The 11,687-nt window shown below is 56.0% G+C and carries 16 protein-coding genes; 11 read left to right on the top strand and 5 right to left on the bottom strand.

The genetic code is table 11. The annotated features are described in order from the left end of the window. Positions 1-853: 853 nt before the first annotated feature. The 5 genes from JKG68_RS28160 to JKG68_RS28145 all read left to right on the top strand — a co-directional run bounded on the left by JKG68_RS28160 (position 854) and on the right by JKG68_RS28145 (position 3,300). On the top strand, positions 854-1,333 hold the full coding sequence (locus JKG68_RS28160; protein WP_312891010.1) for a PRC-barrel domain-containing protein: 480 nt from the start codon (positions 854-856) through the stop codon (positions 1,331-1,333). A gap of 119 nt (positions 1,334-1,452) precedes the next feature. Continuing rightward, positions 1,453-1,710, top strand: coding sequence for a DUF6894 family protein (locus JKG68_RS34970; protein WP_376773228.1), 258 nt, complete (start codon positions 1,453-1,455; stop codon positions 1,708-1,710). A gap of 203 nt (positions 1,711-1,913) precedes the next feature. Further along, positions 1,914-2,237, top strand: coding sequence for a hypothetical protein (locus JKG68_RS28155; protein ID WP_202065308.1), 324 nt, complete (start codon positions 1,914-1,916; stop codon positions 2,235-2,237). 54 nt (positions 2,238-2,291) lie between these two features. After that, positions 2,292-2,621 carry a DUF6894 family protein gene (locus JKG68_RS28150; protein WP_202065307.1) on the top strand — a complete coding sequence of 110 codons (330 nt, stop codon included), beginning with the start codon at positions 2,292-2,294 and terminating at the stop codon, positions 2,619-2,621. Positions 2,622-2,967: 346 nt separating this feature from the next. After that, positions 2,968-3,300: a hypothetical protein gene (locus JKG68_RS28145; protein ID WP_202065305.1), complete on the top strand. Its 333-nt coding sequence runs from the start codon at positions 2,968-2,970 to the stop codon at positions 3,298-3,300. 435 nt (positions 3,301-3,735) lie between these two features. Here the strand turns inward: JKG68_RS28145 and JKG68_RS28140 are convergent, their stop codons facing one another. Then, positions 3,736-4,920, bottom strand: a complete 1,185-nt coding sequence (locus tag JKG68_RS28140) for a tyrosine-type recombinase/integrase (protein ID WP_202065303.1) — start codon at positions 4,918-4,920, stop codon at positions 3,736-3,738. Between the two features lie 1,092 nt (positions 4,921-6,012). On the opposite strand from JKG68_RS28140, the gene JKG68_RS28135 reads away from it, so the two are divergent. The 4 genes from JKG68_RS28135 (at position 6,013) to JKG68_RS34965 (ending at position 7,617) form a co-directional block, all read left to right on the top strand. Continuing rightward, a complete protein-coding gene (locus tag JKG68_RS28135; protein WP_202065301.1) occupies positions 6,013-6,369 on the top strand; it encodes a hypothetical protein in 357 nt (118 codons plus the stop codon). A gap of 59 nt (positions 6,370-6,428) precedes the next feature. After that, positions 6,429-6,815 (top strand): GlsB/YeaQ/YmgE family stress response membrane protein, encoded by a 387-nt coding sequence (locus JKG68_RS34620; RefSeq protein ID WP_312891009.1) that lies wholly within the window; start codon positions 6,429-6,431, stop codon positions 6,813-6,815. Positions 6,816-6,918: 103 nt separating this feature from the next. Continuing rightward, positions 6,919-7,365 carry a GNAT family N-acetyltransferase gene (locus JKG68_RS28125; RefSeq protein ID WP_202065299.1) on the top strand — a complete coding sequence of 149 codons (447 nt, stop codon included), beginning with the start codon at positions 6,919-6,921 and terminating at the stop codon, positions 7,363-7,365. Between the two features lie 18 nt (positions 7,366-7,383). Beyond that, positions 7,384-7,617 (top strand): GIY-YIG nuclease family protein, encoded by a 234-nt coding sequence (locus JKG68_RS34965; protein WP_376773227.1) that lies wholly within the window; start codon positions 7,384-7,386, stop codon positions 7,615-7,617. Between the two features lie 58 nt (positions 7,618-7,675). Here the strand turns inward: JKG68_RS34965 and JKG68_RS28120 are convergent, their stop codons facing one another. Further along, on the bottom strand, positions 7,676-8,185 hold the full coding sequence (locus JKG68_RS28120) for a lytic transglycosylase domain-containing protein (RefSeq protein WP_202065298.1): 510 nt from the start codon (positions 8,183-8,185) through the stop codon (positions 7,676-7,678). 203 nt (positions 8,186-8,388) lie between these two features. On the opposite strand from JKG68_RS28120, the gene JKG68_RS28115 reads away from it, so the two are divergent. Next, on the top strand, positions 8,389-8,658 hold the full coding sequence (locus JKG68_RS28115; RefSeq protein ID WP_202065296.1) for a hypothetical protein: 270 nt from the start codon (positions 8,389-8,391) through the stop codon (positions 8,656-8,658). Between the two features lie 281 nt (positions 8,659-8,939). On the opposite strand, the gene JKG68_RS28110 is transcribed toward JKG68_RS28115, so the two are convergent. Continuing rightward, positions 8,940-9,293: a hypothetical protein gene (locus JKG68_RS28110; protein WP_202065293.1), complete on the bottom strand. Its 354-nt coding sequence runs from the start codon at positions 9,291-9,293 to the stop codon at positions 8,940-8,942. A gap of 206 nt (positions 9,294-9,499) precedes the next feature. Then, positions 9,500-10,042: a Ros/MucR family transcriptional regulator gene (locus JKG68_RS28105; protein ID WP_202065291.1), complete on the bottom strand. Its 543-nt coding sequence runs from the start codon at positions 10,040-10,042 to the stop codon at positions 9,500-9,502. A 336-nt stretch (positions 10,043-10,378) separates the two neighbouring features. On the opposite strand from JKG68_RS28105, the gene JKG68_RS28100 reads away from it, so the two are divergent. Beyond that, entirely contained in the window at positions 10,379-10,696 is a 318-nt protein-coding gene (locus JKG68_RS28100; protein WP_202065289.1) for a hypothetical protein, read from the top strand. Between the two features lie 126 nt (positions 10,697-10,822). Here the strand turns inward: JKG68_RS28100 and JKG68_RS28095 are convergent, their stop codons facing one another. Further along, entirely contained in the window at positions 10,823-11,170 is a 348-nt protein-coding gene (locus tag JKG68_RS28095) for a hypothetical protein (RefSeq protein ID WP_202065287.1), read from the bottom strand. Between the last annotated feature and the right edge of the window lie 517 nt (positions 11,171-11,687).

Genomic DNA, 11,687 nt, shown 5'->3' with positions numbered 1-11,687 from the left:
CGGGTATCGTTCACCGCGTGAGTTCATTGCCTCACGCCAACCGGGATGATCTGTCCGATCTTTCAGGGGCAACAACACTGCTTAAGATTGGTGATGTGCGCGTCCTCCACAGCCTTCCAGGCGTTCATGGGCAGGAGCAGACCATCGAAGGGATTGTCGGGACTCTTGGAAGACGATCCGGACATCGGGCTCACCTCCTGGTCGGGAGTAGTGTCAGTCCATTGATGGCTAGAGATGAGCCTCTTCCTATGAACTCTCAATGAACATGAAAGCATCCAAGCTCAGGTACATAGGGGCCGCCTCCCGCGTTAGTCTAGGGCGTAGCCATGGAGGCCCGCTATGGACACTCACCACCTCAAGTCCCTCGTAATCCCGCTGATAGCAGTTCTTAGCTTCACCATCCTTGGGGTGTTGGTGGCTGTCTATTTGGGATTCGCTTGGGGCTAAGATGCCGCGAAGTGGCTCATTCTCTGAGCAGGGGATATAAACCTCTCGGGTCAGCATAGAGTTATCTCGAAGCAACACTTGTTAGTTTTTAATGTTAGTCCAGAGTCTTAGTCAAGCATCATACTAGCATACTAGTATGGCTATGAGGGAATGCGTCCGATAATTTTGTTTAGGTAAACTTTGGCTGATTGTAGGCTCAAATTCGACCACTATAAAAAACCTTCCTATTCACTCATTTGTATTTTGGTCATGAAGTACTGGGACAATGGCTGTGCACCTCGTCACCTAAGGGGCACACATGAGAACCTGCTATGTCTTCCAATCTGATGCCAACTCCAATCTATGGGGTTTCACTGATGATCCTTCGGGGGACAAGCTGCCCACCGAGAGTGGCCCTTGGATACCTGTGAAACAGGTCAGTCCCGAGGAGCGGTGGACCTATGGCGCTGGTCGCGCCATCGTTTCAGCGGGGATACTTGAGAACGGCTACCTTCTGTGGGAGGCAAGCAACGAAACGGGCATCAAGGAGCCCGCCGAGTTTCATCCGGTCATTGAGAGTGATCGTGTGGAGGGCACGGCTGTGTTCAACCAACAGGGCAGACAGATCGGCACGATCAAGCGGCTGCTGATCGAGAAGGTGAGTGGGCGCGTCCTCTATGTGGACGTGACGTTTGGCGGCTTCCTCGGCATCGGTGTTCACCACCGCACCGTCCCGTGGGATAAGCTCACCTATGCCAAAGACCTTGAAGGCTACCGGACTGACGTGAGCGAGGAGCAGGTGCAAAGGGCTCCGGTCTTCTACGGCGATGATGAAGTCTGGCCCGACCGCAAACGCCAGCAGGAGATGAGAGATTACTGGCACGACTACCCAAGAGGACCAGTCTAAAGCGCTGCAGGAGCCGCCTCGGCTGAGAAGAAAGGAACTGCACTCCTTCGTTGCTATCGCTCCGATAATCCTTAGGAGTGTGGTACAGGATAGGCACTCTTGGCTACACTATCGTGGCCATGCCGACCTATGACGTTTACGTCTTGGACAACTTTCGCCGGTTGAAATATCCGCGGGGCTTGAATGTTCCGAGCCTAGACGCGGCGCACGATATTGCGCTGAGGATGGCCCGAGTGTTCATCGGACTCAGATCGCCCAAAGGCTACCTACCAGCAGCAGAGCGCGACTTCCTGATTGAGGTTGTTAACGAAGAGGGTCGAGCCGTTCTTCTGGTTCCAGGACGGTGGATATGTCCATGCCTTAAACGAGTCTGGTAAGTCGAGCCGACGATCTTCTAAAATCTAGATTGGGTTCAGCCATGGCTTTCCACACTCTGCCTCACCCAGTCTCGCCACTGACGATACCGCATCCCCCAAAATGACAACCGCTCACGACGGCTTTTTTTGATCCATGTGAAAGACATCACGACGAAAGCGGCAGAGTATGACTGTCAGCTCGTCAGGAGAACAATCATGGGGATATGACCAGCCTTGTCTGCCTTGATGCTCTTCACGAAGCTTACGATGAGCTTGAACGAGTGCGGCTCAGGTGGCCTGAAGCCGCTGGTGCTCTGGCAACGATCCGCCAGACGTTAGGACAAGCTGTAGACCTTGCTTACCAGCAGCAGTCATTTGGCCCACTCGGAACTCTGTTTGATGAGGAAGAGGCTGCGCTGGCGGTTTACGAGCGAGCAGTTTCCAGGCTTGCCGAGGCTGAGGAGCGGTGGTTCGCTCTAAGTGCCGCTCTGGCCTACGAGAAGGCGACGATGCTGGTGGGGCAGATGCCTCGCAATCGGCTAAACTGACCTGCGGGTGTTCTTGGAACCTATACCTATGAGCGAGTTGCGGGGTGATCCTTCTTGGCTGATATTCCTGCCACCATGCCCCGTTACAACCTGTTCATCTACAATCAGTACAAGCGTATCAGGTATCCCAAGAGCTTTGACCTACCTGATGTTGACAGTGCCCGAAAGGGTGCACTGAAACTGGCGCGGGTCTTCATGGAAGTCGTTCCCTACTGGAGTGACCTGCCTCCCGTTCGACAAGACAAGTTCCTTGTCGAGATTGTTGATGATGCGGGTGAGTTGGTGCTGACAGTGCCGTTTAGCGAGGCAAAGGAAACGAAGGTTGATCCAGCCGAAGCACCACCAGACCAAAGTAAAGAAGCCCCACCAGAAGCACTCGGCTGATGAGGCTAACTAGTTAAAAGAGGACCAGCCTCAGCTTAACAGAGTCCTTAGACAGGGTTGTGCGGAAAAGCACCTACGCCTGATGGCAGAACTGGGATTAACCTACGTAAATTGACCTTACATCACGGGGCATAAGCTCTGTGTCGGCGATCTTTGCACGTTTGGGTCCGCGTCAATGCAAGACCTGAAGACGGAGCAAGGCACCCTCGATTCCAGAAGCAACCAATACACAACCGAAGCGCATACCTTTAGCATTGGCGGGGCCTAACAAAGGTCTGGCTCTTGCCCTTCTCTCGCCCAGATTGTCCTTAGCCATATGGGACAAGCAAGCGTTGCGGGAGGGTTCATGAACTTAGACGATCCATTTCCTCTTGAGGCAGTTTCATCGCGAGTGAGAGCAGCCGTCCTTTGCGAGTTTGAGGGCCGTTGCCCCAGCATCCGCGAGATGACGCATATTCCCGACAAGCACTGGTTGGCGACCCCTGGGATTGGTAGGACTGCCCTTGGCGAAATTCGCAGTGTCGCTGATGACCAGCGTTCCAGTCCTTCAGTCTCATCCTCAGCCCAAATGACAGATGCTGAGTTGTTGGAATGCCTTGAGTTTCTTCAGAAGGAACTTCAGGGCATCTACACAATGATCAAGGACAGAATGGTCGAAGCAACGAGGTTCGACGCCTAGTCATCGAGGGTACCCTCCTCAACCACAAGCGACAGGGCGGCCTCAGCCCAACCTCATCGGGCAACATCCGGTATCAAAGCACTCGGGGCTCTGTAAGGCTACAAGGAGTAGCAGCGGGAGGCGCGATCCACATGAACAGCAATATCCCTGGCCTATTCGCCTTTGTGCTTCTGGCGCTCGTTTGCATCGCGCTGCTCATGTCTCCGTCCATCGTGGCGCTCATTCCACACTAAGGCTTTGAGGCAATCATGGAGATGGTGGGTCAGCCCTAGTCGCTAACAAGGCCATACCTCTTTCATGGCTTGATGCGCTAGGATAAGAAAGGATTGGTGTAGTTCTTCTGGATGCCTATCCATATAGTGGGGTACTCATTCTATGGTCCCTGTCCGCAATCGTTGATTGGTGTGGTCGAGGGCTAGGCTGGGTTACCCAACATCACGCTGCCATTCGTCCTGACGCAAGACCACGGATGTGCCGCCCCCAGAGTTCGAGCGCATCCTTGCGCTCGCTTAGGAACTCGTGCCGTTGGTACACGGCCGCTACGCCCGATATTGTCCCAGTCTGGTGGTTGAGGATCTTGTCTGCAATGTGTGGCGCCACCCCAAGGCGAGCCATGCCGGATGCCACAGTCCTCCTCAGATCGTGCAAGGTCCAACCGGTTACCCCCGAGAGTTGATCAAGGCGCCTCTTAGCTTTCGAGTGCCCTTGGAAAAGCGTTCTGCCATCACCCGAGAACACCAACTCTCCTGTACGGGGCATCGCCGTTAACAACGAGAGGGCTGGTCCGCTCAAATGTACGATGTGTGGCTTGCCGTTTTTGGAATGCTCCTCTGGAACAATCCAAATTTGGCGATCCAAGTCGAGATCCGCCCAAGCCATCCGTCCGACCTCATCCCGGCGCTGCCCTGTCACGACGAGGACTTCGACGATTGAGCCAAATGGAAACCCGATCTTCCGAGCAGTTTGCAGGATCTCGGCTAGTTCCTCATCCGTTAGCACGCGATGTCGCGCCTGCTCTCGGGCAGGCATGGCAACGCCGGAACAGGGCGAGATCTCAAGGATCCCTCGTCCGATGCACCAGTTGAAAAACTTGCGAACTGCGGCCAATACCCTGTTGGCCATGATAGGCGCTCCACGCTCTCGCACCCGATCGAGCAAGGCAATGACATCGCGCTTCCGCACCTCGTCAACCGTCCAGGAGCCCCAGTACGGCAGGACCTCCCGGTGTAGGATGCGGGCGGTCTCAGCAGCCGTCCGGTTCTGTGACACGTGCCTGGCGATGAACTCCGCCGCAAGGTCCGACACCTGCTCGGAAGCGATCCGGCGCTTCGCGGTCTGCTTCTCCGCCTGAGGGTCACGCCCAGCCGCCCGCTCGGCCAAGACCCGTTGAGCCTCGACGCGGGCCTGATGCGGTGTCGTTGGGCCGTACTCGCCGATCGTGTACTTGCGAGGATTGCGCCGGTCGCCAGCAGGCCGGTACTGGACGAGGAAGACTCTGCGCCCTGTGGGAGTGATCTTCAGGCCAAGACCCTTGAGGTCTTCATCCCACCAGATCTCGTCACGGTCGGCAGGGGCGGGCAAGGTATCGATGATGCGCTTGGTGAGCTTGCAATTGGGCATGACGGGTGGGCTCGTGCGTGGCTACCTGCGTGGCGAATAGGTAGCCAGAAATTTGCAAGCGGAGTCATTGTCAGGAATGATCAACCCACAGAAATTTGGGGATATCAATTATTTATGCTCTATAGGCTATCATCATCAATTGCCAGGAACGTGCTGCTACCTGACTTTTAATCAGAGGGTCTTGGGTTCGAGTCCCAGCGCGCTCACCATATCTTTCAGGAACTTAACCCTTGTATGGCCATCCGGCAGGCCACAACCCTGGATATTAGTAATCACATAGTAAGCACGAAAAACCGTTTCGGCACATGATGGGTCCGCTGTGGCCATCTCGCAGCCTGACATTTGGAGGTGCAGAAAAATACACAGGGCAGTTATAGAATTATAGACTAATAACCCAAGCGTCTGATAGGTGAGGGGCTGAAGGGTCCGTGGCCCACCGCCCCAATCACCCGTAGCTCAGCTGGATAGAGCGTTGCCCTCCGAAGGCAAAGGTCACACGTTCGAATCGTGTCGGGTGCGCCAATTTTTCCCTTAAGCTCAATCAGTTAGGCTGGAGCAATCAATGCGCTCCTCCGAGCATGCTCGTCTGGTGTGCCAAGAGTGTGCCAAAGTTGTTGCTGACGAACTCCCAGTTATAGTCTGCGGAAGTCGCCGTTCGAAGCGTTTGAACGCTCGCCGCTTGGTCGAATCAGGGCGTCTTTGGGCTTCGTAAGAAAGCGGACCGCTACGTGAACCTTAGCGTTGCAGTCAACCGCCCGTCACCTCCAAGTCTATCATAATGATGAGCATTGCTTCATTAGGTCAGATGCCTCTCGGTATCCTCTATCCGTGGCGATTGCTCGACCGGAACTTGCTGATCCGGCACCTTCGCATGACACCGCTGACGAGGTGGCGCGTCTTTGCTCTCATCCACTCTGCCTAAGGCCACGAGCACCAACTTCGAGGTCGGCTCTCAGCAAGCTGGAAGGGAGCGGCAGGAGGTCAAAGCGTGACTTGACGCTGATATATGTTCTGTGTTTGTTCTTTTAGAAACATAGATCATGAGGTCACCAGATTATGATTCCCACAGGATCAGACCGGACGCTCATCGAGATGAGCGAAGCCGAGCAGCAAGCAAAGGACATGAGGCGGCTGCTCGCAAAAGCTGAGCAGCAGATCAGGAAGCTGCAAGAAAAGGTTGCGGATCAGAAGCAGCAGATTCGTGAGCTACAGTCTCACGTCAAACATGACGATAGCCTTGCTGCCGAGCGTGAGGAACTCAAAGCTGAGATCGTTGACCTGAAGGGCGAGGTCAAGGAACTGACCCGCGCCAACCGGGAGCATGTAGAGAAGGTGGATGCACTCCGGGACGAGAACACGAGGCTGAAGGCTGGAGCAAAGGTCCAGTCGCCGAGCAAAAGGGCCACACAAGCAGAGGTCCGGGGATTGCCGCAGCCCTTGCTGTCCTGATGATGGCAGAGGCAGGCTCGTCTACGGTTCTCCCAGCCTGCCTCCTGGATAGTTTCTCCATGACCATCCATATCGAAGCCATGGCCAAGACATCAAAGCCCAACCCAGGCAAATCGCAACGCAGGCGCAAAGCACCTGAGCCAACCAGCGCTCGGTTGCCGATCCGCATCAGCGTGGATCGGGAGGCCCTGAACGCTCTGGATAAGCGAGCCATTGCGGCCCAGGCCGGAATCGGGATCGTGGCAGGATGGCTGGCAAGCTGGCTTGTGGGCGGCTCCGGTCTGCTCCACTACGTGGTCACCGGCCTTGCTGGATCGCTCGTCGGCGGGTTCCTTCTGGAGCGGTTTGGAATCGACCTCGGCATCCGCAATCAGACCGCCAGCCGGATTGCCACGGCAACGATAGGAGCCGTTGTGGTCGTGCTGATCGCTCGCCTTGTAAGCTGAAGTCCTCTGATGAGTTCAGCCTATTGATCCCGTAAGCCTTGTGTAACAAGCGCCATAGGCTTGTACATTTTGAACCAACTCCGTTCTGCTCCCTGACATTCCAATGAGTATCGCCCCACGACCGGCTCTTCCCGCCGACTACCCCTTTGCTCTTAAACTTTACATCGAAGCGATCAAACCTTTCGCATCCACCTGGATCGAGTGGGTTGATGAGGATCAGAAGGCTCTTTTTGCAAGCCTTTGGCGTCCTGACGATACCTGGATTATCACTCTCAATGGCGAGGATGTTGGCTGGGTGGAGTTTCGCCGAACAGGCGACGAAATCTTCCTGAAGCAACTCTTTATCTCGTCTGAGCATCAGCGGCGTGGCGTCGGCTCACGGGTCATGCGGCTGCTTCTGGAAGAAAGGCACGGGGCGGCAAAGTCGATGGCGCTGTTTGTGCTGAAGAACAACCCTGCACTTGGGTTCTATGAGCGCCATGGCTTTGGGGTCGTTCAAGAGACGCCAACCAGATTCGTGATGCGCCGAGAGACGGGTGACGCAGCCTGACCCACCAGAAAACCGAATATGCTTGACGAGGGTGGTGAAGCGCGATTGACTGAATGGATGCGGGACAAACTTCGCTATGCCCATATAGCATTCGACGAGGATGTCGAGGCAGTGGAGGCAGACCTAATAAGGTCGTTGGAGCCACTCCTGAACCCCAAGGGCTGGGAGAACCCTCAGAAGCCGCTCGTCCAGGAACTTCGCCGCACTTGTGTGAGGGAGGCAAGGGGACAAACCACCAACGCTCGTTCATAGGAGCATCAATTATGGGCTTTGCTCTGAGCACCATAAGTTTGCTCAGACCTTTTAGGAACTACCGTGTCTCAGAGGGTGTGAACACTGAAGAGATCAACGAGGCGAGCGATGAAGAGGGAGCCGAGACAGAACCTGTTGTGACCGGCTCGGCGGGACCGGTGCGAAGCTCCCGCAGCACACCTTTGCGCTTGGCCGCATAGTAGTAGCCGCCCGAATACAGCAACACGGCGCGATCCGGATTGCCCTCAGCTACCTTGTAGGCGTTGGCCAGATACGGGACTGCATAGGCCAGATTGGTGTTGGCATCGAGCAGGCCCGAGGCAGGACCCGTGTAGCCCATGGCTCGCGCGGTCCCATAGCGGATTTGCATCAGGCCGAGATTGCCCCGGTTGGACGCACGAGGGTTATAGCCGCTCTCGCGCTGGATGATCCGATGCACCAAGGCTTCAGGAACCCCATTGGCTTGAGCATGCTGTGCGACGAGCGCGTGAATGGTGGCACGGTCAGACGCAGCAGCCGGTACGGCACAGCCCAGCAGAGCACAGCCCAGAACGAGACGAGAAATCATGAGAGCCCCTTGTTTGGGATCAATCCTCCGGTCAATCCTGGCAACAGAGGGTTAACTTGGTTGGAAGGGCACCTGTTCAGTGCTTTATGGTGAAGGCGCGGTAAACGAGCACAAGGAGGATGGTTCAGTCCGATACCCGACTGATGCAGGATTGTTGTCCCGCTATAGCTATGTTGTCCCTACAGCAAGGCAGGGCAAAGAGGGTGTCCGATCCTGTGTCGCGTCCCGCTCATCCAGAAGCCGAACCGCTCAAGTCCCGTCCAGACAGGGCTGATTCAAAGGCTCTGCTCCTGGCACTGATCGACACCTTGATCGACATCGACGTGGTTTATGAGCGCGAGTGCAAAGCCGACAGTCAAAGATCATTGAACGCTCTAGCGAAGTCACAGAGCCTGAAGCGGTTGCGTGAGCAGCACCAGCAGCGGCGACAGCCCTTTGTTCAGCAACTCGCCGCCCTGCAAGAGCGGGTGTGACCTGAGGGCTAAGACGCTTATGCCCCGGTACTTCTTCAATTTGCGCTGAGGTCATTTGTCAGTCTGTGATGCTCGCGGTGGGATTGCGCCGGTTCTACCGAAGCTGTCCAACCGCTCTGGGCCTCATGAGCGAGAAAGGTAATCCTCGCCGCTGGGCGGCTTGGTCAGTGGCCATCGAGGACGAGGCCAGTAATCACGTAGTGACAGTGCCCTTCAATTTTTGCCGTGCGAACCACTGTGCGTCGCGGCCACGGGTGTTTCAAAAGGAGGGTACTTTCGTCTCAATCATCTGCGTCTTTAGCTTCAGCCGCCGTCCATAATCCAAGGATTACGTCTGGGTCAGTGAGCTTGAACAGCTCCTCCAGAGACATGCCGGTTGTAAGGCCATACTGAAGTATCTTTTCGCGAGCCTGCTCGAACACCTCAACATCGGCCCATTCAGGCTGAGCATCGATTAGAGCGTTCATCATCCGCCAAACCCGATGAGAATGGGATGAGCCGAACACGGACTCACCCGGAATGGGAGTGCTCTCAGCCAGAGCAATTGTATCAAATCGCGTCTCGGTGACACGCAGGATGGCTGCGGAGCCGGTGCCGCTGCGTCCTAAAATCAGTTCTGGATGATGTTGATCCATTTTTGCTCCTGCTCGCCGACTGATTAGATAGATCGGCGTTGCTGGATTGATCGCGCAATCCCGTTAACAAGAGCTAAGGCGACACCGGACTTGTGAGTGCCGTATGTATGCTTGAGATATAGTGGGGGTGGCCGCACGAGTCGTGGGAGCCACCCCGATGATGAGCCAGTTCGGACGATTCCGAGTTGGCGGTGTAGGCTGAGGGCTCAAGCAGCCTTCTTCGTGCGGCGAGCCTTTACCGGCGCAGTCACTTCGTCGGAGGTCGCAGCCGCCTTGGCAGCAGCGCGCTTGGGCTTAGCGGGAGCACCATCATTGGCCACAGCTTCGGTCAGAGCCGCGCCTTTCCTGCGCATCTGGCCGAGGCCAAAGTTCTTCGCAAGTTCAGAGCGCGCCTTGGCATAGTTCGGTGCAACCATCGGGTAATCGGCTGGCAGGCTCCACTTCAGCCGGTACTGCTCGGGCGTCATGTCGTAGGTCGTGCGCAGATGGCGCTTGAGCGACTTGAACGACTTGCCATCCTCCAAACAGATGATGGCGTCCGGGGTCACGGACCTCCGCACCGACACGGCAGGCACCAACTCAGCCTTGGATTCCTCCTGCTGACCCTGTCCGGTGTTCGTCAGGGCGGCATAGACAGATTGGAGCAGCACCGGCAAATCTGTGGTGGGAACGGAGTTGTTGCTGACGTAAGCTGAGACGATGTCAGCAGCGAGTTCAATGTAGTTCGGAGAGGTTTTGCTCTCGCTCATAAGGTTCTTGTCCTGGGCTGTACGGGAACTGGTTTGGGACGTGTGTAGAGCAGGTTGATGTTCTAACAGGATCAGCAGGAACGACCCGTACAACAAAATAGATGCCTGTGATCTTGGTCTCACCTACGGCCAACTCCGTATTTTAGCAATACACATCGCCTGGTACCTTCGGGATTGAGGGAAATTACTGCCTTTGTGTCAGCGAGTTTTTAGGTCGGAGTTAGCTTACTTAGCAGCCCTTTTAAGCCAAGAAAGTGCCAAGCTGAAACGCTCGTGTAACACAGCCGTTTACTTGGCAGATCGCAAGTCGCGATTGGTTCGTGTGGAGAAACAGTCATGCGTGTAGACCTGAAATCCGCCCTTGTTGCAACCACCCTCCTGTTCCCGACCCTCGCGGTAGCCGATCCAGGTGGTGCCGCAGGCGGTGCCGCCGCAGGCGGCGTAACAGGCGCTATCGTTGGCGGACCAGTGGGTGCAGCCGTTGGTGCTGGTGTGGGCGCTGTGGCTGGTGATGCCGCTTCAGGACCAGACCAGAAGAACGTGGTGATTGAGAACCGGGACGTTGGCACAACCGGCAGCACTGGTTGCTCGACAACAACAAAACAGACCTCAGACGCGACGGGCACCACCACAAAGCAGAAAACCGAGTGCTAAGGATGATTTGTCAGGCGGTGCGTGTGCTGTGCCGCCTGACCACGTGGGTTCTGGCCTTACCTCATCAAAGCCATGAAGCTCCCTTGTCGGATTGGAGTGTCGAAGGGGAGCCTCGTGACTTGTGCTTCAGTGCTGGCCCTCATCGGACGGTTGATCAGCGAGCCTCTTGATCTCGAACACCATCGCAGTGACAAAGGCTGAGACGACAAGGAAGGTCATAACGGTCGTGAACGTCCCGTTCTGTACTCCTGGATTCATGCCGACCAGCGGTATCAGCAGCAAGGCGGGGATGCCAAGGGTAATGGCGGCAAGGAGGTAGAGCGGGTTGGCTTCCTCCTCTGACGTGAGTGCCCGTTGTGACTGGCGCGTTGATTGCTCCTGGGTCCAGACCTTGATGCGGCCTGAGAGACCCTTCACCTGATCTGAGATGCCCTGGAGGCGCGGGTTCACTGTCCCGGTGGCTGGTAACGTCATGGTGCAATCCTCTGGTGAGCAAACCACAGGAGTCTGACAGCCAAGGCCACGCTTCGCAAGCAACGTGGCACTCGGTCCCAACCATCAACCATCGGAATTAGGAGGAGCGGGTAAAGGAACCCCTACCCCGCACTTTGGTTGGCTTCATGCACTGACGGAGGTGATTCATGATCTGTCCATTCTGCAAGCAAGAGGTCGATGAGCCTTGCCAGAATACAGTAGAGATGCAGCGGCGAGCCAACCAGATTGAGCGCTGCAATTATGCTCTCAAAAGCCTGAAAGGAGTCGTATTCGGCTAACCGTGGCGGTTGGCATAGCGCCGCTTTTTGGTGAGCTTCTTCTGACCTTCGAGCACCTTGGCTGGGGCAACTACCTCCTTGTAGCGGCGGGTGTTCTTCTTAATGATCTTCACGGGATGCCGGTAACGGAGAGGCCTGCATGGCGGAAGAAGCGCAGGGCTTGGATGACACAGCGGCTCGAGATGGAGGTGCGGAAATGACGGGCATACAGCCGCCCG

The sequence above is a fragment of the Microvirga aerilata genome (genome assembly GCF_016743775.1).
Taxonomy (GTDB): Bacteria; Pseudomonadota; Alphaproteobacteria; order Rhizobiales; family Beijerinckiaceae; genus Microvirga; species Microvirga aerilata.
This window is presented reverse-complemented; position numbering and strand designations above follow the sequence as displayed.